This is a genomic window from Paraburkholderia sediminicola, from assembly GCF_046026675.1.
Classification (GTDB): Bacteria; Pseudomonadota; Gammaproteobacteria; order Burkholderiales; family Burkholderiaceae; genus Paraburkholderia; species Paraburkholderia sediminicola_F.
The window spans coordinates 1,620,986-1,644,566 of sequence record NZ_JAQQEY010000002.1 but is presented as its reverse complement, the minus strand read 5'-3'; the positions used below and the strand labels follow the sequence as shown (position 1 = coordinate 1,644,566).

General features: G+C 59.8%; 18 protein-coding genes and 1 pseudogene. 8 read left to right on the top strand and 11 right to left on the bottom strand.

Annotated features, from left to right (window positions below; translation table 11 throughout):
• The first annotated feature begins 85 nt into the window (after nucleotides 1-85).
• Both PQQ86_RS27030 and PQQ86_RS27025 read left to right on the top strand, forming a co-directional pair.
• Nucleotides 86-1,069 (top strand): AraC family transcriptional regulator, encoded by a 984-nt coding sequence (locus PQQ86_RS27030; RefSeq protein ID WP_408273897.1) that lies wholly within the window; start codon nucleotides 86-88, stop codon nucleotides 1,067-1,069.
• 5 nt (nucleotides 1,070-1,074) lie between these two features.
• Complete coding sequence (locus PQQ86_RS27025; RefSeq protein WP_408273894.1) at nucleotides 1,075-2,148, top strand: LysR family transcriptional regulator; 1,074 nt, start codon at nucleotides 1,075-1,077, stop codon at nucleotides 2,146-2,148.
• Between the two features lie 52 nt (nucleotides 2,149-2,200).
• On the opposite strand, the gene PQQ86_RS27020 is transcribed toward PQQ86_RS27025, so the two are convergent.
• Entirely contained in the window at nucleotides 2,201-3,295 is a 1,095-nt protein-coding gene (locus PQQ86_RS27020; RefSeq protein WP_408273891.1) for a porin, read from the bottom strand.
• Nucleotides 3,296-3,690: 395 nt separating this feature from the next.
• On the opposite strand from PQQ86_RS27020, the gene PQQ86_RS27015 reads away from it, so the two are divergent.
• Nucleotides 3,691-5,115, top strand: coding sequence for a spinster family MFS transporter (locus PQQ86_RS27015; RefSeq protein ID WP_408273888.1), 1,425 nt, complete (start codon nucleotides 3,691-3,693; stop codon nucleotides 5,113-5,115).
• 188 nt (nucleotides 5,116-5,303) lie between these two features.
• Here the strand turns inward: PQQ86_RS27015 and PQQ86_RS27010 are convergent, their stop codons facing one another.
• Nucleotides 5,304-5,714, bottom strand: a complete 411-nt coding sequence (locus PQQ86_RS27010) for a hypothetical protein (RefSeq protein ID WP_408273885.1) — start codon at nucleotides 5,712-5,714, stop codon at nucleotides 5,304-5,306.
• A gap of 656 nt (nucleotides 5,715-6,370) precedes the next feature.
• Between PQQ86_RS27010 and PQQ86_RS27005 the strand changes: the two genes are divergently transcribed.
• Entirely contained in the window at nucleotides 6,371-6,820 is a 450-nt protein-coding gene (locus tag PQQ86_RS27005) for a hypothetical protein (protein WP_408203275.1), read from the top strand.
• Between the two features lie 439 nt (nucleotides 6,821-7,259).
• On the opposite strand, the gene PQQ86_RS27000 is transcribed toward PQQ86_RS27005, so the two are convergent.
• Complete coding sequence (locus PQQ86_RS27000) at nucleotides 7,260-8,387, bottom strand: aminotransferase class V-fold PLP-dependent enzyme (RefSeq protein ID WP_408273882.1); 1,128 nt, start codon at nucleotides 8,385-8,387, stop codon at nucleotides 7,260-7,262.
• Nucleotides 8,388-8,723: 336 nt separating this feature from the next.
• Nucleotides 8,724-9,932, bottom strand: coding sequence for a hypothetical protein (locus PQQ86_RS26995; protein ID WP_408273880.1), 1,209 nt, complete (start codon nucleotides 9,930-9,932; stop codon nucleotides 8,724-8,726).
• 444 nt (nucleotides 9,933-10,376) lie between these two features.
• Here PQQ86_RS26995 and PQQ86_RS26990 point away from each other — a divergent pair, with 444 nt between their 5' ends.
• On the top strand, nucleotides 10,377-10,889 hold the full coding sequence (locus tag PQQ86_RS26990) for a hypothetical protein (RefSeq protein ID WP_408273878.1): 513 nt from the start codon (nucleotides 10,377-10,379) through the stop codon (nucleotides 10,887-10,889).
• 209 nt (nucleotides 10,890-11,098) lie between these two features.
• Here PQQ86_RS26990 and PQQ86_RS26985 read toward each other — a convergent pair whose 3' ends face one another.
• Nucleotides 11,099-11,548: a hypothetical protein gene (locus tag PQQ86_RS26985; protein WP_408273876.1), complete on the bottom strand. Its 450-nt coding sequence runs from the start codon at nucleotides 11,546-11,548 to the stop codon at nucleotides 11,099-11,101.
• Nucleotides 11,549-12,162: 614 nt separating this feature from the next.
• On the opposite strand from PQQ86_RS26985, the gene PQQ86_RS26980 reads away from it, so the two are divergent.
• Nucleotides 12,163-12,984, top strand: coding sequence for a hypothetical protein (locus tag PQQ86_RS26980; RefSeq protein ID WP_408273873.1), 822 nt, complete (start codon nucleotides 12,163-12,165; stop codon nucleotides 12,982-12,984).
• Nucleotides 12,985-13,035: 51 nt separating this feature from the next.
• On the opposite strand, the pseudogene PQQ86_RS26975 reads toward PQQ86_RS26980, so the two are convergent.
• Nucleotides 13,036-14,359, bottom strand: a pseudogene (locus PQQ86_RS26975) (hypothetical protein).
• Between the two features lie 427 nt (nucleotides 14,360-14,786).
• Here PQQ86_RS26975 and PQQ86_RS26970 point away from each other — a divergent pair.
• Nucleotides 14,787-15,413 carry a tyrosine-type recombinase/integrase gene (locus PQQ86_RS26970; RefSeq protein WP_408273870.1) on the top strand — a complete coding sequence of 209 codons (627 nt, stop codon included), beginning with the start codon at nucleotides 14,787-14,789 and terminating at the stop codon, nucleotides 15,411-15,413.
• A 217-nt stretch (nucleotides 15,414-15,630) separates the two neighbouring features.
• Here the strand turns inward: PQQ86_RS26970 and PQQ86_RS26965 are convergent, their stop codons facing one another.
• Both PQQ86_RS26965 and PQQ86_RS26960 read right to left on the bottom strand, forming a co-directional pair.
• Nucleotides 15,631-16,323: a phosphatase PAP2 family protein gene (locus PQQ86_RS26965; protein WP_408279369.1), complete on the bottom strand. Its 693-nt coding sequence runs from the start codon at nucleotides 16,321-16,323 to the stop codon at nucleotides 15,631-15,633.
• Nucleotides 16,324-16,440: 117 nt separating this feature from the next.
• Nucleotides 16,441-16,917, bottom strand: coding sequence for a hypothetical protein (locus tag PQQ86_RS26960; protein ID WP_408273867.1), 477 nt, complete (start codon nucleotides 16,915-16,917; stop codon nucleotides 16,441-16,443).
• Nucleotides 16,918-17,186: 269 nt separating this feature from the next.
• Between PQQ86_RS26960 and PQQ86_RS26955 the strand changes: the two genes are divergently transcribed.
• Nucleotides 17,187-18,866 (top strand): ABC-F family ATP-binding cassette domain-containing protein, encoded by a 1,680-nt coding sequence (locus tag PQQ86_RS26955; RefSeq protein ID WP_408273864.1) that lies wholly within the window; start codon nucleotides 17,187-17,189, stop codon nucleotides 18,864-18,866.
• A 101-nt stretch (nucleotides 18,867-18,967) separates the two neighbouring features.
• Here the strand turns inward: PQQ86_RS26955 and PQQ86_RS26950 are convergent, their stop codons facing one another.
• From PQQ86_RS26950 to PQQ86_RS26940, 3 genes are all read right to left on the bottom strand, one after another.
• Entirely contained in the window at nucleotides 18,968-20,428 is a 1,461-nt protein-coding gene (locus PQQ86_RS26950; RefSeq protein ID WP_408273861.1) for an MFS transporter, read from the bottom strand.
• A 136-nt stretch (nucleotides 20,429-20,564) separates the two neighbouring features.
• A complete protein-coding gene (locus tag PQQ86_RS26945; RefSeq protein ID WP_408273859.1) occupies nucleotides 20,565-22,532 on the bottom strand; it encodes an aconitase family protein in 1,968 nt (655 codons plus the stop codon).
• A gap of 106 nt (nucleotides 22,533-22,638) precedes the next feature.
• On the bottom strand, nucleotides 22,639-23,541 hold the full coding sequence (locus PQQ86_RS26940; RefSeq protein WP_408273857.1) for a LysR family transcriptional regulator: 903 nt from the start codon (nucleotides 23,539-23,541) through the stop codon (nucleotides 22,639-22,641).
• Nucleotides 23,542-23,581 lie beyond the last annotated feature (40 nt).

Sequence of the window (23,581 nt, the reverse complement as noted above, 5' to 3'; positions counted from 1 at the left end):
CTATCCGGGTCGATCCGTTCTTGCGCGAAAAATATGGTCACCGCATGATGAGCGCGGTCCCCGCTACACGCTTCGAGGCTCATGAATGGAAATCGCGATTTCACGCAGAAACCGTAACCGTCTGATCGCATCGCACGCCCGCGAGGACATCGAGCGGGAAGTGTCACAGGTGCTGTGCCCGCACCGGATGGAAGTCGCACACCGGGGCCCGCTCAACGCCGAGCTATACGGCGTCGCTCTCCATCAGGCGATGCTCCTCGAACTCCACTACGGCAGCGAAACCCACATCGATGCCGGCGACATCGGCAATCACTACCTGTTTCGCACCACACTCAGCGGGCAATGCGCGCTGGAATCGGGTGGCGAACGCGTTTCGCTGCGGGCGGGGAGCCTGAGCGTGTCATCGCCCGCGCGCATGAGCCGCATCGTCACGGACCGCGAATGCCGCAACCTGCTCTTGCGGATCGACCGCCAGGCGCTCGAGGTCAAACTTGCCGAGATGTTGAACGACAGCGTCAAACAACCGCTCGTGTTCGATCTCGCTTTCGACAATGCACACACGGGCACCACGGTTTTCTTGTCGACCCTGCGCTACCTGTGCAATCTGTGTGACCAGTTCGACGAGCCCGCGCAGGAACGGATCTTCGGCCGCGATCTCACGCAGTGGCTGATGACCGTTCTGCTCAGCCAGTTGCCGCATTCGTACAGCGCGACGCTGGCCCGTGCTTCCTCGTCGCCACTGCCGGTCCACGTGCGCCGCGCGCGCGACTATATCGACGCCCACCTCGACGAGCCGCTGCGGATGGACGCCTTGGCGCGCGCCGCCGGTGTGTCGACGCGCACGCTACAGAACGGCTTCAGCCAGTTCCTCAATACGTCGCCCGGGGGCTACATCCGTGAACGGCGGCTCGAGGCCGTGCACCGCACACTACAGACGCAGTCTGAACGGTCGGTGACCGATATTTTCATCGAGCACGGCGTACACAGCTTTGGACATTTCGCCAAGGCGTACGCGCGGCGCTTCGGCTGCCTGCCATCGGCTACCGCGAAGCGCATGGTGCGCAACTGACTCCCATGCAGACCGATCCCGCCAATTCTGCCGATCCCACCGTTTCTGCCGATTCCGTTCCGCACGAACATGACCCGTTGCCCTTCGCAGACACCGCCGGGGCCCCGCGCGTGCGGGACCTCGATCTGAACCTGCTGAAGGCATTTCACGCGGTGTACATCGAGAAAAACGTCGGCCGTGCGGCGTTGCGGCTGGGGATCACGCAGCCTTCCGTGAGTCACGCGCTGGCCCGCCTGCGGCTCGTGTTTCGCGATGCGCTGTTCGTGCGTACGCCCGGCGGTGTCGAAGCGACGCCGCGCGCGCAGCGCCTCGCGATTTCCATCGATCGCGTGCTGGACATCCTGCAGGACATGCTCGATGAAGGCGCGCAGTTCCGCGCCGCCACGTCGCGCCGCGTGTTCCGCCTGCATATGAGCGACTTCGCCGAAGCCGCGTTCCTGCCGACGCTGATGCGCGAACTCGATACGCGAGCGCCGGGCGTGGTGATCGAAACCCATCAGATCGACGACAGCCAGTTCAACGTCGCGCTCGAATCGGGCCGCATCGACTTTGCGCTCGGGCATTTTCCGCATGCGTCGAGCCACTTTCACCATAGCGAACTGCTGCAGGAGCGTTATGTGCTACTGATGGCGCGGCGGGTGGCGGAGCAGTTCGAACTGCAGGAAGGCTATACGCTGAATGCAAACGTGCCCGCGGGACTGCACTTCATCGCGGTCACTTCGCACCCGCAATCGGTCGAACTGCTCGAACGCTATGGGCTCACTTCGCGCGTGCGGATTGCCGTGCCGAACTTCATGGTGGTGCCGGCCATCCTGAGCCGCTGCGATTACGCGCTGATTCTGCCGCGCACCGTTGCGCGTGCGTTCTCCACGCTCCGTGAATCGGTCGTGTTCGAGCTCGAAGATGCGCTCACGTGGCCCGTGAACGCCTACTGGCATCGCCGTTTCGATGCCGATCCCGGCCACCGATGGCTGCGCGGTGTGCTCATGGAGCTGTTCCGGATCGGCGCGCGCGAGCCTTTCGACAGCTGGCTCAGCGCGCCGCTCGATCTCAATCCGGAAGGCGTACGTAGCGCCTGAACGCGTCAAAAGGGACGCGCCGGTCCATCAGCACGTCCGCTTGATCAACCGCCTAGAAGGCCGTCATGATGCCGGCCACCACCGAGCTTGCGGTCGCGCCAGCCTTCGCCACCGACACCCCGCCACCCGCCGCGCCGTTGACCGTGAAGTTCGCGTGCGCGCCGTTGCGGATCATCGCCGCGCCCGTGTAGAGCACGGTGCGCTTCGAAAGCGGATAGTCGCAGCGTACGCCGAACGAATCTGCATTGCCTTCGCTGTCGGCCACTTTCCGGTAATGGCCGTAGCTCAGCAATACCAGCGCCCGACCAACCGGCACCGTGGCGTCGAGTTCGAACAGATCGTTGTGTGGATTCGAACTGGCGGCGTTCACGCTCGTCGCGACGTCCGGGCCACCCCGATGACGTAGATAGATAAAAGCCGGTTTGACGAAGCCGAAATCGTACGAGATTGCGCCTAGCGCGTAATTGCCGGCGGCCGTCGGACTGTTCGCGTTCAGTGCCGCCGCGCTCGCCGGACTGAAGGTCTGCTGCATATAGTCGGCGTCGACCGACAGATTGCCGTTCACGTAGTTAACCGACGCGCCATACGTATCGCCCAGCGTCGAGGGAACGTTCGATGCACCATTCGCTCCGCGCGCGGCGATAGCCCGCACCAGCACGCCACCCATACGGGGCGAGGAATAGCGTATTGAGTTGTTCACGCGCAGAAAAGCCGGCCCAACGAAGTTATTCGCCGCATTGCCCCACGCGAGGCCGGCTCCGTCTCCCGGCAAGCTGTAGGTCACGAACGACGTATGCAGCACCGTGTAATTGACGCCGGCCTGCATCGCGCCAAACGGACCCGACAGTCCGACCCACGCTTCGCGTCCAAACAGCGCGCCGTTGTTGCCGAGCGTGCCGTTAGTCGAGTTGAAGCCGTTTTCGAGCTTGAAAATCGCACGATAGCCGCCACCGAGATCTTCACTGCCCTTCAAGCCGAATTGCGTCGCGAAGATATCGCCGCTGCCCATCCGCACCACGTGGTTGGGGCCGAAATTCGCGTATTCGATCGACGTGTCGATCCGTCCGTACAAAGTCACGCTCGATTGCGCAAGCGCGGGTGCCGCTGCGAGGCTCAGCAGCGACACGCACCACATCCGTTTGGTCATTCCTTTAGTCCCGGCGAAAGTCTGGTTCTATCTGCCGCGCGGATTTGCCGTCGCGACGCTCGTGTTTTCCGTCTTCTCCATAGCCTTTCGTTTGATGGAGCGGAAAACGAAGCGAGTCTAGGAACACCAATTTCGAGCGTCGATGAATGCGCACATATAACACTTATAGACAGCGCGAATGAGGTGCGCCGCGCACCGTACAACGGCCTCTCTCGCCTTGTGGGACAAGCCTTTCCGGCCGCCTCCTGGGGAAAACTTTAGCGGCCCAGGGGAATCTCGCCGTGTGTGCGCAGGCCTTGCGTATATGTTTCGGAAATTTGGTTGCATACGCTGCTTCGCAACCTCATTGCAACCTCATCGCAACTTCGTCGAATATCAGGCACAGGAGAATCGGCATGGCCGTATCAACGAGCAATAACTCTGCGCGCAGGCGCTATACGTACGAGTGGTACGTGGTCCTGATCTGCATGCTTGCGTATGTGTTTTCCTTTGTCGACCGGCAGGTTCTCGCGCTGATGATCGAGCCGATCAAGAAGGATCTGCATCTGACCGACACGCAGTTCAGCCTGCTGCAAGGCTTCGCGTTTTCGCTCTTCTACGCGGTGATGGGCATGCCGCTCGCCTATCTCGCCGACCGTTTCGCCCGCCCCCGCATCATCGCGACAGGCATTGCGTTATGGAGCCTCGCCACCGCGGCCTGCGGCGTTAGCCAGAACTTCATCCACATGTTCTTCGCCCGCATGAGTGTCGGCGTGGGCGAAGCCGCGCTGTCGCCCGGAACGTATTCGATGTTGAGCGACTACTTTCCCAAGGAAAAACTGGGGCGCGCGGTGGGTGTGTACTCGCTGGGCTCATTCATCGGCGGCGGGATGGCATTCCTGATCGGCGGATACGTGATCCATCTGCTCAAACAGATGACGACGATCAGCGTGCCGCTTCTCGGCGACGTGCGTTCGTGGCAACTCACGTTCTTTATCGTCGGATTGCCGGGCTTTCTCGTTGCTTTGCTGTTTATCCTCACCGTGCGCGATCCGGCGCGTCGAGGACTCGTGCGGGATGGCGCAGGCCAGGCAAAGCGCGTATCGATGGGCGACTCGCTGCGCTTCATCGGCACGCATGGCAAGACGTTCACCTGCCACTACCTCGGCTTCTCGTTCTATGCGATGACGCTGTTCTGTCTGATGAGCTGGACGCCCGCGTTCTATATCCGCCACTTCGGGCTCACGCCGGCTGAAGCCGGTTACACGCTCGGCACGATCCTGCTGGTCGCGAACACCATTGGCGTGTTCTGCGGCGGGTGGCTCAACGACTGGCTCATGAAGAAAGGCCGCACGGACGGCCCGATGCTCGCGGGTTTCATCGGCGCGGTTGGGATGCTGGTGCCGGCCGTTGCTTTCACACAGGTCGATAGTCTGAATGTGTCGCTTGCGCTGCTGGTCGTTGCGATGTTCTTCGCGTCGTTCCCGATGCCCACTTCGACCGCCGCGATGCAAACGCTCGCGCCGAACCAGATGCGTGCGCAGATTTCAGCGGTGTTTCTGCTGGTTTCTAACCTCATCGCACTTGGGATCGGTACGACGCTCGTTGCGTTGCTGACTGACAAGGTGTTCGGTTCGCCGAAAGCTGTTGGCGACTCGATGTCGATTGTTAACCTTGTTGCCACGTTGCTGGCTGCCGGGCTGTTGTGGCTGGGGTGCAAGCAGTTCCGGTTAAGTCTTGCGCGTGAGCAGGGGCAAACGGGTTCAGCGGCGGCCACGTCACATCACGGCACCGCAGACGCTGCGCATGCCGGCGAAGTTGCGCCGCTCGTGGGACAGTAAGCGTATTCCTGCTTCGGTCTTAACCCGTGTCTTTGCACTATCCGCTGATGGAAGAACCGCCCGCTTTCGGGCGGTTCAGCATTGGACGGCAGTCGGCGAACTGGAGCTGTCCGCCTTATCGGTCGTTAATGTTGCACGGGAGCTGGCTGTTCGTCCGCATCTTCTTCTTCGTTTGTCGCGGATTTGGCTTACGTTTGTTTGGCCGGGCTGGGCTTCGTGGCTGCCGGTGTTTCCGTCGTCGCTATTTGTGATGCCTCTGCGAGAAGGCGCGCTGCACGGCTCGCGGTGATGCGGCTTTGAGGGATGCCCTTCGCATCGAGCGCGATCACCTGGTATAGCTCACGGTCGCACTCGAGCTCCCGGTGATATTGCTCTGCTGTGTCGACGAGCAATTCAAGCATGGTCTGTTGACGTCGTCTTTCGTCGCTCGTGATGGCAGGATTCCTACACATTGAGGACGCAAGTGTGATTAATGTGTTGAGTTGGCTCAACTGCCGGTTGCAGAGGGCGAAGGTGGAAAGCGCGAGCTTTTCGTACTGGAGCGCGTCGACTGGCGGGCGTGAAGCGGGTTGAGATTGTTTTGTAGGTTTGTTGCTCATGGTGCGACCTCCCTAGTACTTCTTTGATCGCCCGACACTCGCTTGCTTGGGGAAGTGGGTGAGCGGGCACGTGGCGGGTTTGGAAGACCGGGATACAAACGAACCGGCGAGCCTTGCGGCTCCCCCACCACGGCCCGCCCATTGGAATATAGACGTGCAGAGGTAGACGCACGACCCGCGTGAGCGGGTGTGCGGTTTGTATCGCAGGCTTCCACACCTGGCCGCCGGGTGTTTCCCGACGGCTTGATGATTATAAATCAAGGCAGCGACGTCGCGATCAACCAGGCAGGCTAAGTGTTTGCGTTTGGCCGATTGGATGAGGGATTATCGGCGGCGGTTGGCGGGTTGTCGCGAACTCGGAGGCCACAGAGGACGCGGGCAGTTGGTCGTTTCTGCATCGACAGTCAGCGCGTAGGCATATCTGGGCTTCGTCGGTGTCTGAACTTGGCGGTCCATGACGGTTCATTGGCCCTAGCGAACGTTGGGCTTCCATCTGATCGCAACCGGTCGAATGACTGCTCTCCGAGAACGCGGAGGACTGAAATTGACCCACAAGAGACCTTCAGAATTGTCGAAAGCGGCCGTTCACCAAGTAGCCGGGTCTCGCAAACGCGTAGGACTGGCAACGCACACAATCCCGATCCGACTGGTTCATCATGTCCGACAACTGGTTGCAATATGTTCCCCTCGACCCTGAGTTCAGGCCAACCGAGCTGGCCGCCGAAACTGCGCTTGCGCTGTTTTCTCGGTTCGTTCCCAATGCGGATGAGGTCGTATTCTCGTTCAAGCAGGAAATCGAATTTTTCCATCCCGGTGCGAATTGGGCAGGCGTTACTTGCTCCGTATGCGGCACAAACGTCGAACCTTGGTGGGCAAACAAGATGGACGATTTCGCTGCTGACCGCCAATTTGACCTCTTTGTCGTGACCGCATGCTGCCAGTCAAGTGTTTCATTGAACGACCTCGGATATGTATGGCCCGCAGCATTCGGACGATTCGTACTTGAGGCGATGAATCCGAACACACTTGGTCTATCGGTCGCCCAAGAGTCCCAGGTCGAGGACGCGCTTGGCTGCAAACTCAGAGCAATTTGGGTCCACATTTAGCGAGATCGCGGTTGCGTCCGAGCCCCGTTTGTGTCGATAAGCGCTTTGCGCGTCCAGGACTCATTGGCGAGTGTCCGTTATGGAGCGACATCGACGACTGACCGAAAGTGGCCGTTCTCAGCCATTGGCAACCCCGAACATCGGTAACAAAACACGCGCATTGTGGCACGGGCTGGACGCCCTGAACGTCTCCTTTCGAACGATACGAATGTCCCTTCGGGGTCGAAAGTACGCATTCGTTGATGCCACTGTGCCCTTTCGCGATTGCCGTTGCCGAACGACCGCTGTGATGCAGTGAGCGGGCATGCCTGTGTCGACATGCGAACGTCGGCCAAGCCCGAATAGTGCGCATAGCCCATCCGCCAGGCTTCGGTTTCCTCCTGCCGAGCCGATCGCGATGACGACCAATACGCACATCCTCCGCAACAGAAAAAATGCCCTAAAGAATACTGTCCAGCGCCTTCGCGAGCCTGCCCACCGCCCCATCAACATCATGCAGTTTGTCCAAGCCAAACAATCCAATGCGGAAGGTCTTGAAATCTTCAGGCTCGTCGCATTGAAGGGGAACGCCAGGCGCGATCTGCAAGCCGGCATCAGCGAACTTCTTGCCGGATCGTATTCCGTCATCGTCCGTGTAGCTGACGACGACGCCCGGAGCCTCAAAACCTTCGGCCGCCACGCTTTTGAAACCCTTGTCCACGAGGAGTGAGCGAACGCGCTTGCCGAGTTCAAGCTGCTCTACTTTCACTTTATCGAAGCCGTATGCCTCGGTCTCCTTCATGACGTCACGCAACGTAGCGAGACCGTCCGTGGGCATCGTTGCGTGGTATGCGAACCCACCGTTCTCGTAGGCTTCCATGATCTGCAGCCATTTGCGAAGATCACAAGCGAAACTGGTGCTAGTTGTTCCGTCGATTCTTTCGCGGGCAAGCGGGCTAAGCATGATCAGCCCGCAGCACGGTGACGCGCTCCAGCCCTTTTGCGGCGCGCTGATCAGGACGTCAACGCCGCTCGCCTTCATGTCGACCCAGACCGTGCCGGAGGCAATGCAATCCAGTACAAACATGCCGTCGACGGCATGCACAGCGTCGGCCACCGCGCGCAAATAATCGTCCGGCAGCATGATCCCGGATGCGGTTTCGACATGCGGCGCAAAGACCAGATCCGGCTTATTTTCCCTGATCGCAGCGACCACCTCTTCGATCGGTGGCGGTGCATAGGCAGCCTGCCTCCCCTGTTCGACAGGGCGCGCCTTCAGCACGATCGATTCAGACGGAATGCCGCCCATGTCGAAAATCTGCGACCAGCGGAAACTGAACCAGCCATTGCGAATCACCAGACACTTCTTGCCCGTCGCGAACTGCCGGGCAACGGCTTCCATGCCGAACGTCCCACTGCCCGGCACTACAATGGCCGACTTCGCGTTGTAGACTTTCTTCAGAGAACCGGAAATATCACGCATGACTCCTTGAAAGAGCTGCGACATATGGTTGATTGATCGGTCGGTGTAAACGACTGAATATTCGAGCAGTCCCTCGCGGTCGACATCGGGAAGTAAGCTTGGCATGTTTGTCTCCGGTTATGGACGAATATAAGAATTCGAAAACAGATTCTAACGAAAGCCGCCTCCAACGGCATCGGCCGAGACGCCCCCCTTACCCATCCAGCAAGTTTCGGCATGAACCAGCCGTCGAGTCACGCTGGCTGGGAATGCTCCAGTGGCGACGATCGGTACGATTATGGACCTTCGTAGGAATCGCCCTGATGGAGGATCGGAGTCACGGCAGTGCCATCGCACGTGTCCGGCATGCGCATGTTGCTTCCATCATGGAAACGGGACGCCTGTAACGGCCCGTTGCATACGTGAGTCAGCGCGCCCAGCGGCACAGGCGCGTGAGTGCGCCTACTCCCAACCCTGATATCCGGCAGGCTGAGCCGGATTGCCGTAACCGGCGGGGTACGGCCGCCGCAGTTCTGGAGGCGTGTACATCTCGTTGTATGCCGGATAGGCAGGCGGGCGGCCCACTATGATGACCTGCTGCGCCGCCGCTTGAGTGGGCGGACGAGGTACATAGGCGGACTGCGCGTCAACCGGTTGGTACCGAGCGGGTGGATACGGAGCTGGCGCGTATTGGTTAGCCTGAACAGTTCGAGGCGGCGGCGCGTATTTCCGCCCGGCGTACCCACCAGACTCCTGAGACTCTGTTGACGTCTGGTTATAGGCCGGCGCCGCTGCGTATTGCTGGGGCTGCTGATTCTGATATTGCCGGGCTTGCCGGTTGTAAGCCGCTTGAGTTCCCTGCTCCGCCGCGTATTGCGACTCCTCATCGACCTGCCGATATTGCGGCACCGCGCGCTGAGCATTCTGCACATCTCGCCTCTGCGTCACCTGCGCGTCGTCATCATGCGGCAATGCCGTCACGGCTTGCGTCGGAATCAGTATGGGAGGCTCGGACTCGGGGGCAAACAGCTTCGGCGACGTAGTCCGAGTAGAAACCTGCTTCAGAGGCACGGGCGGCATTTCAGCCCGCTTAGGCGGCCTAACCCGTAGTGAAGCCTGCTTCAACGACGCGACCGCGACCGGTGCAGAGACCCGCTTCGGCGGCGCAGACGCGACTTGCGCGAGGGCGTGCTTCAGCGGCATAGGGCTGGCCTGCGCGACGACCTGCCTCACCGGCGTGGCTCGCGCAGCAGTATCCCGCTTCGGCGATGTCACCGGCGCGGATACTTGCCTCGGTGGCGCGGCTTGCGCTACGACCCGCCTTGGAGGTGCAACCCGCTCGGCAACCGGCTTCGGCGATGCGGGCATGGCCGGAGCAGCAAGCGGCTTTTGCCGATGCTTCACCTCGTCGCCCAACGTCGCATAGGATTTCGAGTCTTCCCTGGCGCGCGCGTTATAGCCGATGAAATGCGCATAGCGCAGGTCCGCCAGGCGCGCCTGAATGTCGGCATCGGTGGAGACGCGTTTTTCCCCGGGGTCGAGAGAGGCGTCGACGGCCGAGTCTTCGAAGGCCGAGGCTGCGGCATCAGCGGCACGGGCGGATTCGGGATGCAGCGCGCCCACAGAAGACATAAGCGCAGCGGCTACCGCGACGAGCACTTTTTTTTCCATACTTTCACCTCGGAATTCCGTGCGACAGACCGCGTGGGATTCTCCAATCTCCGGACCGGACCTTCACTCGCGCTTACGGGATATCGACTATTTTTAGCACGTCCTTAATGGCCCAGGGTAGTGTTCCCGGGTATAACCCAGGCGAAAGCCTATATGCCGAACAACCATAGCAATACTGACGTTGTCGGTTCGGAAATTCTTGCCTCCTCCGGCGGCTATAGAACCGACTAGCATGTCGTCGTTGGCAGCGGCGGTGAGGAGTGTGTTTACGCCGGCAACATCTGGCGTGTGAATCGACTCGATCGCGGGCACGATCCGGTCATGGTCAGGGAGGTTCGGCTTCGGACGGGATCCGGCCACGAACGGCCAGTCGACATTGCGACCTGAATTGTTGACAATTAGCATTAGGCTGTCGAAGTTCACATTTCACTGGTACGGTTGCTGATGGAAAAAATAACCGTGAGAGAAGCAAGTAAGGACAGACAACGCAACGGCGCAGACGAGGAAATTGAGTCGATCAACCAGTTGCCTTTTCTGCAACATTGTCTCGGGACCTTTGCCGCTATCTCACTCGCATTGATCTTTGGCTTCGGGGCTTACGACGACCTCCAGATCGCGCAGGCATTTGAGAAGGACTCAGTTATCGTCACAGGACGAGTGATACGGTTCGAACAGGGGCAAAATGGAAACGTTAGTCCAGTTCTCTCATACTCGTTTCAGGACCGAGCCTATGAGCATCGCGTTCCAACGAAGGACGGACGTTACAACATGAACGAGCTTCGTGCCGGACATTTTGAAGTGCGCCTTGTTCGATCAAACCCGCAGGTCGCCTTGGTCAATACTTGGGAGCAACCACCCGTTTTCTTGCCATGGATTTTTATGGCAGGCGCTGCCGCTTTTATTTCAGTGGGCCTTTTAGCCAGTTTGATCGGGCGAATGGTCCGGCGGCAGTTTTAGGTCATGGGCGACTCAATACGACGTCCAATGACCATTTTGACGATCCTCGATGGCCCGACGGGGGTCGAGCTGAACAGACCGAATTAGGCAGAGGTCGGCCACTTTCGGTCAGTCGTCGATGTCGCTCCATAACGGACACTCGCCAATGAGTCCTGGACGCGCAAAGCGCTTATCGACACAAACGGGGCTCGGACGCAACCGCGATCTCGCTAAATGTGGACCCAAATTGCTCTGAGTTTGCAGCCAAGCGCGTCCTCGACCTGGGACTCTTGGACGACCGATAGACCAAGTGTGTTCGGATTCATCGCCTCAAGTACGAATCGTCCGAATGCTGCGGGCCATACATATCCGAGGTCGTTCAATGAAACACTTGACTGGCAGCATGCGGTCACGACAAAGAGGTCAAATTGGCGGTCAGCAGCGAAATCGTCCATCTTGTTTGCCCACCAAGGTTCGACGTTTGTGCCGCATACGGAGCAAGTAACGCCTGCCCAATTCGCACCGGGATGGAAAAATTCGATTTCCTGCTTGAACGAGAATACGACCTCATCCGCATTGGGAACGAACCGAGAAAACAGCGCAAGCGCAGTTTCGGCGGCCAGCTCGGTTGGCCTGAACTCAGGGTCGAGGGGAACATATTGCAACCAGTTGTCGGACATGATGAACCAGTCGGATCGGGATTGTGTGCGTTGCCAGTCCTACGCGTTTGCGAGACCCGGCTACTTGGTGAACGGCCGCTTTCGACAATTCTGAAGGTCTCTTGTGGGTCGGCTACGGAAGTTCAGCGTTGGTCGGTGGCCAGCGTCGTGGGGCGGAGGTCATTTGTCTCAGTGCGACCCTGAGCGGCCCCTTAACGGTTTCTCACTTACGACCGAAAGTGGCCCGGAAGCAGGCCCGCGGCCGTTGCTGCCAAACTGCTCTACATCGCCGACCGCGGGTGCCGCAAAGCAGAAACCAAGCGGCAGAAGTCGTTGAATTCGGCCTACAGGAAAAAAAGATAATCGATAAATATCCATTCTTAACTATGCGATTTGGATATTTTCGAAAATCAATGGCCAATTTCACCAAGGTTCACCGGCACTACATATCCGAATGAGGCTGCCCTCTGTAGTCGGCGCGCCACTCTAAAATCTGGTGGGCAACATGCTTCTCGATTGGCAGTTGTGAGCTGCCTAACACGCCGGCCGTCGGAATACTTATTTAGCCAGAAAATCAATTCAAGTTTCTCCGTACTCCGCCGTAATACGATCACAACCTTAAAAATGAGGATGGCATGAGCATTTCGATAAATTCCGCGAACTCCACGACGCTATCTGTATCCGACTCGGCACTCAACTCCGCAGCGCCAACGCCGGGCGTTTCAGCTTCGCAGACCACTCCTTCATCGATTACCGTCAGTGCCGTTGACACCCAGGACCATACCCGTATTGACAAATACCTGGATGCACTGAATGCACCATTGAAAATGGGAGTCGATGCTCAAAGCATTGCTGATGCGCTAGTGCCGACAATGCAGTCCGTCATAAAAGAACGGCCGGATCTTGCAAATGCGCAATTCGACTTCGCGGCGGACAATGGTGCCATTGCTGTCTCTTCGACAACAATGAGTAACAGTGACAAAACCTGGCTTCAGGGAAAGCTAAATAGCAATACATCCCTCGTCCAGGCTGTGAAATCATTTCATGATGACGCAGTCGCCGGTTATACGACTTGGGCGAAGGCGGGTGGCAAGCCACTTTCACAGTCCGAGACCGACTCCATAAGCAAACAGGCAGATAATTTGACGAGCTTTATGGACCTGTTCAAGAACCTCGGCGCCGGGGCTCAATCTTCGCTGATGAGAGATGGCACTTACAGCACCTCAGGCGGAGCACCGCTGAATCTCGCTCAAGATCCCGGCAGCGCGAAGGGATTCTTGAGTTTTATGCAAAGCGTGCAATCTGCGAAGAACGGCACTGCCACTTTCGCGACCTCTTCGGGGCAGTCCTTGCACGCAGTTCTTCAGATGAATATTTTCGAAATGAATAGTTCAGCGATGCCGAACTTCTTTCCGCCATCGGACACTCAGTCACTAGGATTTAAGGAGAAAGCCTGATTCCAAGACGTAAGCACGGTGATTCGGCCCGGTATCACCGGGCCGAATTATTTAGTATCGGCCGAGGTAGGTTTCTGTGCAGATGTGAGTGAAGTACGCGTACGACGAGCTGGCGCTCAGCGCCTGACTGTCCGTATAGGCGACCGCGAAGGAATTGGGGTTGTACGTGATCTGCCAATGATCAGCCGGCGTGGACAGTGTTTGAAAAGTCCCGGTACTGGTCCCTTGCCCTTGGCAGACTCCTACGTTCAATGGAGTAACAAGTGTGCCCGTGGATCCCGTATAGCCCGAGGTAGCGGTCAACAGCGTCAGCGCACCTGTCGTACTGCGGTCATGCGCTTGAATGGTGACATGCTCACCCGGCGGCAGTCGAACATTGCCGGTGTGGTCCCAGGCGATCACGCCCGAAGTTATCGTGCGCGCCACATTTTCGTGTCCGGGGGCAAGATGCGTAATGTTTTCGGTATCCGTGAACTGATAGAACCCGGCAGTGCCGCCGCCATCTGAAACGCGCAGTGAGTATGTCTGTCCTGCAGGGGCGGATGTCCCCGTGTCGTAAGCGCGCATCAGCAATGTAGCGCCGGCGGACGATGTAACGTTGTACGTTGTTCCTGACGTGAGAGAGGCCCAAGTGTTTGGTGCTGTCTCCAACTGGGCGGTTTGGGTCCCAGATCCTGTGAAGGTAATCAGATTGGCGGTTTGTGTGCTTGATGTCTGAAAGTTGATTGCCCGGCAGCTGTGTCGGGTGGAGAATTGAGTCGTTCGGTTCGTACGTATCGTAGCCGGTCGTGCCAGTCACTTGAAACTGGAACGTCGCACCACCTGCTCCCTGTTATGAGTCTACGAGCAATAAAAGTCGGACAGGACCGCCGGGTATGCCTTCGACGATTTTGTTCTGCGACGAATCGCGTTCGTCATCCAGATACGTGAAAGAACCATCCGAATTGACCTGGACCAGGTGGGCGTCGTGTTCTTCATTAAATGGGAGATTAACGACATAGGCCACTGTCTTGGTTACATCAGCTGCAACGAACTCAAAACAATCTGTTTGCCCGGAAGGCGCTGTACTTGCGTTGTACGCCGCACCAACTTGAATGTCCGCACAGCCTGTAACAGGCGGCGCTACCGTCGCAGCGGTAAATGTGGTACCACGCGTTGTTCGCAGCGATTGGAAGCGGGTAGTTGGAAGACTCCATGGCCTTACGGTGATAGGTTTCGCAGCTGCGGACTTTAGGCGGGCGATGGCAGGTGTGTCGTCGTTGACGCTAATTCCCGAAGTGTGGGACTGTGCATTAATAGTTTCGGCCCAACTGAGTTGCGGCATATAAATCGCCGTACCAATGAACAGGCTCAAGAACAAGGCTTTTGTTTTCATATTTTTTAGCGGAATGAGTTGCGGATGAGATTCGGACAGCGGCACTCATGTTAAGGCTAATTTCTAATTATTTCTTAAAATATATCAATCATCGGACTCGCATATGCTATTCGAATACATGAATTTTCTATGTGCCGCTCAAAAGCTTTTTCCCAGCACTGCTCCAGGAGGGAGATAGAAGCCAAGTTTTGTCGGTACCGAATTGCAGGCGTGGATAATGCCCTTTGCATTAAATCGATGCCAATTTGGCGCCAATCAAATTTGCATCGACCATGTGAGGCGGCCTCTATTCGCTGACGATGCGAATGCTGAAAGCGTGACGAAGAGAGACACTCGCGCTCGCTGCGCGTCCGTCGCTCTCTGGCCGTTTGTCGCCTCCGGTGGTTCGCGCAGACTGGAACTCCCTTCACTTGGAAAGGAGATCGTCATGGAAGCTAATACCGTCGCCAGCCCGGCACGGGTGCCTTGGAACAAAGGCAAGCTTACTGGGCAGAAGCCCCCGCTAAAACTGAAAGAGATCTGGGCGATACGGATTCGTCTGCAACTGGCCGCGAGAACCCGCGACCTTGCGATGTTTAACCTGGCCATCGACAGCAAGCTGAGGGCATGCGATCTGACCAGGCTACGCGTGCGCGATGTCTGCCTTGGCCAGCGTGTAGCGTCACGAGCGATGATCATGCAGCAGAAGACTCAACGTCCGGTCCAGTTTGAAATCACCGAGCAGACCCGCGATAGTGTGGAGGCCTGGATCAAGCTGGCGAAGCTAGTGGCGCCCGACTTTCTATTCCCGAGCCGCATTCACGGGTCGCCGCACCTGTCCACGCGCCAATACGCCCGTCTGGTGCACCGCTGGATAGGGTCGATCGGCCTTGACGATACCGCATACGGAACGCACACAATGCGTCGAACCAAGGCGTCGCTAATTTACCGCCGCACGAAGAACCTGCGGGCGGTACAGTTGCTGCTCGGTCACACGAAACTGGAAAGCACAGTTCGATACCTTGGCATCGAAGTCGACGATGCACTCGAGATGGCAGAGCAGACCGAGGTTTGAGCTACGGTCAGGCCGGACGGTAACGGTCGCTGTCCGGCCATGAAGCGACGTTCATCCAGACCGTCACATGGACATTCGTGCGACTGCTCCGCTTTCTGAGCGGCCGTTTCGATCACAATGACGCGTGTCGCGTCAATGGGACCTGGCTTCGATAAGATCACTCGCTCGGGCGGCGCCACCACCGGCACGCTCCCAGCGCCGCACCGCAACGCGTGGTTCATAGATGTTTGAGCACACCGCTCGCCAGCTTGCGCAGTTCGTCGAACTGCGTAACGAGTTCGAGGCACAGAATAAAGGCCAGCATCGCTGAAGGCCCCGGGCAGCGTTCGATCCATCGCAGCGCCGGAGTCGCGGAGCGCACGCGGATCGCATCTCGCGTCATGACATAGGTAATTCCGATTCCCGCAGCGGCGCCCACCAGCAAATCGGTTGGGTAGTGAAAGCCGAGATAGGCGCGCGGAACGCAAATGAACAGCACGGTATAGAGAATCGCCAGCACACCGATGCCACGCCACACGAGGAAGATGCCGGTGGCGACCGCCATCCATAGCATCGCGTGATCGCTTGGGAAGGAACTCCAACTTGTCAGCAGTGCGTCCTTGATATCGCTACTTGCAAAGTGCAGATGCAGTTCGGCGCTATAGACGGGGCGCACTCTGAACGGCAACCAGTGAGTCAGCAGTCTTCCGGTGAAGAGCGCCACGAGGCCACTGAGAAGCGTCGCGAGAACCATTTCTCGCCGCCATTCGCGGTGCTCGTCCTGCTGAAACCACATCCACCACAGCACGGGAATGAGTACGAGGCCTTTGAAGGTGTAAAGGTCGGCGATAGCTTCTATGGATTGGGTCGCGAAATGACCGAAGTGTATGTTGGACAGATATGTTTCGATAGACGAATCGAAGCTATTCATTATTTTGTAAGAAACTTGAACTGGTCGCATCGAGGTTAGCATAGCCCAATGGACGCGCCGCATTTTTGGTGCTTACTTTCACTGACAACTTTTACTGCGCAATTTCATCGCCAACTTTCACTGACGGCTTACTGCGCGAGTTTCCTCTTCGGGCGGCGTATGCTGACGAACACTGCGTCGGCCACGTTCATCGGAAAATCGTCGGGTAGCTATGGCGACACCTGCTCGATACACGTCGATCAGCGCGTCGATAGCCGCAGCGGAAATGCCGCGCGCTGTCCTTCGGTGGCCCGATCGAGCTTCGGCCGAGAATCCGCCAACCATCTCATTCCTCGAGTGTCCGCTGCTCTCCGAGACGCGCCGCACAGTTCGCAGGATGATGACTGTCTGCACCGGGTCGAATTGAGCCGGCCAGCCGCGCAGCTTGCTATCGATTGCGACGTTGAACAGCGCCAGATCGCGAACCGAATGGGCATTCTGGAGATGAATCCGTATTGCCCAGATTTCTTTCGGCTCCAGCGGTGGCTTTTGCCCGATTAACTTGCCTTTGTTCCAAAGCTCCCGCGTTTGCCTGGTTTCCATGGCGGACTCCAATTGATTGATCGGAGCCTGATTTTGTTCTGGCCGAGGAGGACCACCTCCCCCCTGTACGCACGTCGGATGCGTGCTACAGGGCAGGAGCCGCCACTCACCGTCTGTTCGCTGGCCCCACAGCCGGATCGCCCGGTGCGCCAGTACCCGCCTCGCTTTGTGGCCGGTGGGCGCCGCAAAGCGCAAGCAGTTCTTCACTCGTTCGGCCAGAAAAGGGACAGCCCTGTACGTCCGGTGGGCTATCATGCCTATCCTCTTCGAAGCAGCTCCTTATGATTTCCGTCCGTAATGTCACGCTGCGCCGTGGCGTCAATGTCGTACTCGACAACGCATCCGTCACCTTCACCCCCGGCGAAAAGATTGGCCTTGTCGGCCGCAATGGCGCCGGCAAGTCATCCTTCTTCGGCCTTCTCAACGGCACGCTGCACGAAGACGGCGGCGAGTTCTCGATTCCCGCTGCCTGGAGGATGGGCCAGGTTGCGCAGGAGATGCCGGAGACCGAGCAGAGCGCGACCGACTTCGTTATCGAGGGTGACACCGTACTGCTGGCCGCGCAGGCCGAAGTAGCCGCCGCTGAAGCCAGCGACGATGGCATGCGCATGGCGCACGCCTACATGGCCCTGCACGACGCCGGTGCACATGATGCCCCCGCACGCGCCCAGGCGCTGATCCAGGGCCTGGGCTTCAGTGCTGCGGAGCTTAGCCAGCCGGTCAACAGTTTCTCCGGTGGCTGGCGCATGCGACTGCAGTTGGCGCGCGCGCTCATGTGCCCGTCCGACTTGCTGTTGCTCGACGAGCCGACCAATCACCTCGACCTCGATGCGCTGGTCTGGCTGGAAGCGTGGCTCAAGCGCTATCAGGGAACCATGGTAGTGATCAGCCACGATCGCGAATTCCTCGACGCGGTGACGCAGGTGACGGTGCACGTCGACAACGCCAAGCTGGTGCGTTATGGCGGCAACTACAGCAAGTTCGAAGAGATGCGCGCTGAGCAACTGCTGTTGCAGCAGGCCGCGATGGCCAGGCAGGCGGACAAGATCGCTCACCTGCAGAAATTCATCGACCGTTTCAAGGCCAAGGCCTCGAAGGCGAAGCAGGCGCAGAGCCGGGTCAAGGCGCTCGAACGCATGGAGAAGATCGCACCAGTGCTTGCCGACGCAGAGTTCACCTTCGAGTTCAAGGAGCCGCTCAACGTCCCGAACCCACTGTTGTCGATGCTGGACGCGAGCTTCGGCTACCCCGCGCCGACCGACGCAGCGCCGGGCACGCCACCGACGGTCATCGTGCGGGGCATCAACCGATCCGTACTGGCCGGGCAGCGCATCGGCATTCTCGGTGCCAACGGCCAAGGCAAGTCCACTCTGGTGAAGACGGTGGCGCACGAGCTGGCGCCGGTCGCCGGCGAGATCAGCGAAGGCAAAGGCCTGAACATCGGCTACTTCGCACAGCAGGAACTCGACGTGCTGCGTCCTCTCGACACGCCGCTGGAACACATGATCCGCCTTGCCAAAGACACGCCGGCGCACATGCGTGCCCCCGGCCAGAGTGGCACCGAACAATCGCTTCGCACCTTCCTCGGCACCTTTAACTTCAGTGGCGACATGGTCCATCAGGCGGTCAGCACGATGAGCGGCGGCGAAAAGGCGCGGCTCGTGTTGTGCATGATCGTGTGGCAACGCCCCAACCTGCTGCTGCTCGATGAGCCTACCAACCACCTCGACCTGGCCACACGCGAAGCGCTAGGCATGGCACTCAACGAATTCGAAGGCACAGTGCTGCTGGTCAGTCACGACCGGTCTCTGCTGCGCGCGGTATGTGACGAGTTCTGGCTCGTCACCAAGGGCGGCGTCGAGCCCTTCGACGGCGATCTGGACGATTACCAGCAGTTCCTGCGCGACGAAGCCCGCCGCATGCGCGAGCAGGCTGCCGGGGAGCAGAAGGTCATCGCCTGAGTTAGCCCCCTGGCAGTTCCAGTTTGGAAGCTGCCATAGCGCTCGCATCGAGTCGAAGGGCGGCTTCGGGTCGGGAGCACACATTCGTGCCCCAGACCCGACTACCTGGAAATCTTCTCCAGCTCAAGCCCCTTCGTCCGCGGCCCCATCAAACCGATCGCCAGCATCACAATCAGCATCGCCCCAGCGATGAACACGAACACACCAGTCGTGCCGAAGTGCTTCAACACGGCCGCGATCAGAAAGGCCGTGAAAATCGCCGAGAAGCGGCTCCACGAATAGACGAAGCCCACCGCCCGCGCGCGGATGCTGGTCGGAAAAAGCTCGGTCTGATATGCATGATAGCTATACGAAATAATATTGCCTGCGAGCGTCAGACACACGCCGAGACTCACCAGCAGCACCGCGCCGGACGCCTGGCTGAACCACAAACCGCACACGATATTCACGGCCGCCATCACCACGATCACCGTCTTGCGCTCGAAGCGGTCGCCGATAAAAAGACCGATCACCGGACCGATAGGCGCGGCCAACGCGATCACGCTCGAGTACATCAGGCTCGTGGTGATCGTAATGCCCTGCTTGATCAGCAGCGTCGGCACCCAGTTCGCAAAACCGTAAAAACCGACGGTCTGGAAGATATTGAAGATCGTCATCATCAGCGTGCGGCTGCGGTACGGCGGCACCCACATATCGCGGAAGCTGCCGCGCGGCGCGACCGGTGCGGGAGGCGCCGGCGGCGGCAGTTCACGGCCGTATTCGCGGCGCACTTTCGCTTCGAGCTCGCTCATCACGCGATCGGCTTCGGCGAGACGCCCCTGTTGTGCGAGCCAACGCGGGCTTTCCGGCAACGCGCGCCGGATCCACCAGACAAACAGCGCACCGTGCGCGCCGATCAGCACCACCCAGCGCCAGCCGTCGAGGCCGAACAGCGTGCGCGGCACCAAGAGATAAGAGAGAAACGCCACCACCGGGACGGCCGTAAAACCGACCGCCTGCTCGCATGCGAAAGCGCGGCCGCGAATCTGCTTGGGCACCAGCTCCGAGATATACGTGCCGATCGTCACCAGTTCGACGCCGATGCCAACCCCCGCCACGAAGCGCCAGAAGTTCAAACCCGTCGCCGTTTCCTGAAACGCCATCACGACGTTGGCCGCCGTGTACCACAGCAGCGAATACGTGAACACAGCGCGGCGTCCGAAGCGATCCGCCAGAAAACCGCACGCGATCGTGCCGATGAACAGCCCGCTGAACAAAGCGGCGATGAAACTCGCGACGCCGGTCGAGCCGAACAGGCCATGCGTCGTCGCGGTCAGCAGGCCGCTTTTGACGAGGCCAGGCGCAACGTAGCCCGAGTACAGCAGGTCGTACAGTTCGAAGAAGAAGCCGAGGCTCAGCAGCACCACCAGCTTCCAGATGGAACGCGTGGCGGGCAGCCGGTCGAGGCGCGCGGAGATGCTGCCGGCGTCGAGCGTGGTGGACGCAGCGGCAGTCGCGCTTGCGGAAGACGCCGCGCCGCCGGCGCCGCGCGCGACGGATCCAGCGTGATCGGGGGATGCCATATTGTTTGTCTCCTGGTGATGCGGGTCATACAGGCGAAGCACGATGATGCTCGCCGCGGCCGGTCTTGTGCCGGCCTTGGGTACTTTCGTGTGTCACGCACACCACGATGCCGGGCCGCAAGGTCCGGCCAGCATTCTAGCCGCGTGCGCGCTTCAATTGTTCGAAGGTGGTGATTTTTCCGGCCAGCGCGCTCGCCGCAACGGTGTACGGGCTCGCGAGCCACACATTGCCCGGCCCCGAGCGGCCGGGGAAATTGCGGTTGATCGCGCTGATCGTCACCTCGTTCGCATCGGCCGACTGCCCCGGTCCGCAGTTCGCGCACGAACCGCAGCCCGGCATCACGAGCGTCACGCCCGCGCGTTCGAAAACCGGCAAATAGCCCTGGTTCTCGCAATAGGCGCGCACGGCCATGGTGCCGAATTGCAGGAAGAGACGCGTGCCGTCGGGCACATGCATGCCCTGCTCCACGCCCCAGCGCAATACCTTGTGATAGAAGTCGAAGTCTTCGCGCTTGCCCGCCGTACACGAGCCGCCATACGCGATATCGATCGCGACGTCCTGCTCCAGTTGCGGCGCCGGCACGCCGTTGCCCGGATCGCCCGGACGCGCAAGCATCGGTTCGATGGCGGTGGCGTCGATGCGAATCGTGTCGCGATACGTAGCGCCGGCATCGCTTTTCATCCAGTTTTCAAGGGTGAAATCGACGCCGCGACGCTCCTTCAGGAACGCCACCGTGCGTTCGTCCGGCTCCACGACGCCCGTGAAGCCACCCAGTTCCGCGACCATGTTGGTCAGCGTGGCGCGTTCGTCGATCGACATCGCGCGCACCGCGGCGCCGCCATACTCGAACACGAGGCCGATCGCGCCGCCCGAGCGGATCGCGTCCATCTGCAACAGGTGCAGCACGAGGTCCTTCGCGGTGACGCCGTCGCGTAACGTGCCGTCGATTTCAATGCGCAAGGTCTCCGGCACCTTGCAGCGCACGTAGCCCGTCACCCAGCTATTGGCGATTTCCGTTGCGCCCGCACCGAATGCCAGGCAACCGAGCGCGCCGGAATGCGGTGTGTGCGAGTCGGTGCCGCATGCAACCTGTCCCGGCAATGCGTACTGCTCGGCCATCAACGCATGACAGATGCCTTCGGAACCCGGCGAGTTGTCGAGCGCGCCGTGCGAGCGCACCGGATAGTCGCGCGAGAACGACGTATGCCCTTCCATCAGATTGGCAACGCCCGGCAGCAATCCGTCGCGCACGTGGGGAATGCTTTGCGAGGCGAGCACCAGATGATCCTGAAACGCGATGATGTGATCCGGCGCATGCAGCGGCGCGGGCTTGCCGAACGCGCGATGCATCAGATGCGCGCACATGCCGGTGAAATAGTCGTGGCTGAAGCGCCAGTCGGCGGCGATGAACACGCCGTCGCCGCGTTGCGCGCTTTCAATGCCGGGATGGAGATGGCGCTCGATGATCTTCTCGACCAGCGTCTTGGGCTCGGCGGTGCTTGCCGCATTCGATGCGTTTGCCGCGTTTGCCACCTCCCGCACACGCGGCGCCGGCCAGTCCGCGAACTTGCTGTACGCAAGCAAGCCGCCGCTGCGAATGATCTGCTGCGTGAGCGCATCGCGCCCCTTGAGAAACTCGTCGATCGGCACCGTCTCTCCTGCGATCAGACGATCGAGCACGGAGAAATCGGTGGTGGTGAGAATGCCGATGTTGTCGCAGTTCTGCTGATAGATACGCTCGAAACTCTCCGCGACGATCAGGCGAATGCCCGCGGACAACTCCGCCAACGGGCTCGATTCGCGCGACGACCCCTTGCCGTAGCGCTTGCCCGCCACCGTCACCTGGAAGCCGCCATTCTTGACTGCATGGCGGCCAATCGGCATGCGCTCGCCGGCCTTGAAGCCGACGTACGGATACTGGCCGAGGCGTTCGTCATAGGTGAGCATGACGGTGACCGGTGTGATTTCGTCGGTGGAGACGTTATCGCGCAGCGCACCGGCGGTGGTGCGCGTGAAATTTTCGCCGGCGAGTTGCGCCTCGATCACCGCGGGGTCCTGGGACAGGTACAGCACGCGGCCGTCCAGACGAATCGTATCGCTCATGAACATTCTCCTTGCGCCCACTATACGGCGCGCGCAGGCAATGCCGAAGTGCCGGTCCGGCAACGCAGACGTCTTGTTTGGAGAATGGTGCGATGCGCCCTGCGGGCTAGGGCTTGTTGCCGAGGAACCCCACCAGCGCCGCCGCGCTGGCGCTTAACTGATCGCGCGACTTGAAGATCATGATGAGATGCCGCACCGCCCAGGCGTCGCTCAAGGACAGCAGGCGCACGTCGAGCGCATTCACATAGAGCAGCCCCACCTGCTCGGGCACGATTGCGATGCCAAGGCCGGCATGGACCATCCGACATAACGCATCGAGGCTGCTGACGCGGATCTTGACGTCGATCTGCCGCCCTGCGCTGGCCGCCTGCTGTGCGAGAAGCCTGGTCAACGCACTCTCGCTGCGCAGGCCGACGAAACTGTCGTCGAGCAACTCGTCGAAGGCCACGCGCGAAGCGGAGGCCAGACGATGGCCGCCCGGCACCAGCACCGCCAGACGGTCCTCCCGATACGGCACCTGCTCGAAAGCCGCACTGCCCGCCACCGGATTGCAGATGCCAAAGTCCGCGCCGTGTTCGTCGACGATACGCAGCACGTCGGCGCTGTTCTCTTCCTCCAGTTCGATCGACACCTCCGGGAACGCGCGCCCGAAAGCCGCCACGTCCTCCGGCAAAAACTGCACGATCGACGAGAGATTCGCCACCACCCGCACCCGCCCCTTCGCCCCCGAGGAAAAGCGCGACAACTCGGCGCTCATCTGTTCGATGTTGCCGATGATCGCCAGCGCATAGCGCAGCACGGTCTCGCCGACCGGCGTCACCGTAATGCCGCGCGACTGGCGTTGGATCACCGGCAAGCCGATCAGCGCCTCGATTTCGGCGATGCGTCGGCTCACCGCTGACGACGCGATGAACTCGCGCTCAGCCGCGCGCGCGATGTTCTGCTCCTGGCAGACGGCGACGAACAGGCGCAGCGAGGTGAGGTCGAGCTTTTTGAGGAGATTTTCCATGGATGCTGCGCTTAACGTTGGGCCCAGACCCAACGCTAGC

Excerpts from the sequence above, each read along its gene's own strand:
- PQQ86_RS27000 (WP_408273882.1), bottom strand. The coding sequence starts at position 8,387 with ATGCCAAGCTTACTTCCCGATGTCGACCGCGAGGGACTGCTCGAATAT.
- PQQ86_RS27025 (WP_408273894.1), top strand. The coding sequence starts at position 1,075 with ATGCAGACCGATCCCGCCAATTCTGCCGATCCCACCGTTTCTGCCGAT.
- PQQ86_RS26980 (WP_408273873.1), top strand. The coding sequence starts at position 12,163 with ATGAGCATTTCGATAAATTCCGCGAACTCCACGACGCTATCTGTATCC.
- PQQ86_RS26945 (WP_408273859.1), bottom strand. The coding sequence starts at position 22,532 with ATGAGCGATACGATTCGTCTGGACGGCCGCGTGCTGTACCTGTCCCAG.
- PQQ86_RS26965 (WP_408279369.1), bottom strand. The coding sequence starts at position 16,323 with ATGAATAGCTTCGATTCGTCTATCGAAACATATCTGTCCAACATACAC.
- PQQ86_RS26970 (WP_408273870.1), top strand. The coding sequence starts at position 14,787 with ATGGAAGCTAATACCGTCGCCAGCCCGGCACGGGTGCCTTGGAACAAA.
- PQQ86_RS27005 (WP_408203275.1), top strand. The coding sequence starts at position 6,371 with ATGTCCGACAACTGGTTGCAATATGTTCCCCTCGACCCTGAGTTCAGG.
- PQQ86_RS26990 (WP_408273878.1), top strand. The coding sequence starts at position 10,377 with ATGGAAAAAATAACCGTGAGAGAAGCAAGTAAGGACAGACAACGCAAC.
- PQQ86_RS26940 (WP_408273857.1), bottom strand. The coding sequence starts at position 23,541 with ATGGAAAATCTCCTCAAAAAGCTCGACCTCACCTCGCTGCGCCTGTTC.
- PQQ86_RS27020 (WP_408273891.1), bottom strand. The coding sequence starts at position 3,295 with ATGACCAAACGGATGTGGTGCGTGTCGCTGCTGAGCCTCGCAGCGGCA.
- PQQ86_RS27015 (WP_408273888.1), top strand. The coding sequence starts at position 3,691 with ATGGCCGTATCAACGAGCAATAACTCTGCGCGCAGGCGCTATACGTAC.
- PQQ86_RS26985 (WP_408273876.1), bottom strand. The coding sequence starts at position 11,548 with ATGTCCGACAACTGGTTGCAATATGTTCCCCTCGACCCTGAGTTCAGG.
- PQQ86_RS27010 (WP_408273885.1), bottom strand. The coding sequence starts at position 5,714 with ATGAGCAACAAACCTACAAAACAATCTCAACCCGCTTCACGCCCGCCA.
- PQQ86_RS27030 (WP_408273897.1), top strand. The coding sequence starts at position 86 with ATGGAAATCGCGATTTCACGCAGAAACCGTAACCGTCTGATCGCATCG.
- PQQ86_RS26955 (WP_408273864.1), top strand. The coding sequence starts at position 17,187 with ATGATTTCCGTCCGTAATGTCACGCTGCGCCGTGGCGTCAATGTCGTA.
- PQQ86_RS26950 (WP_408273861.1), bottom strand. The coding sequence starts at position 20,428 with ATGGCATCCCCCGATCACGCTGGATCCGTCGCGCGCGGCGCCGGCGGC.
- PQQ86_RS26995 (WP_408273880.1), bottom strand. The coding sequence starts at position 9,932 with ATGGAAAAAAAAGTGCTCGTCGCGGTAGCCGCTGCGCTTATGTCTTCT.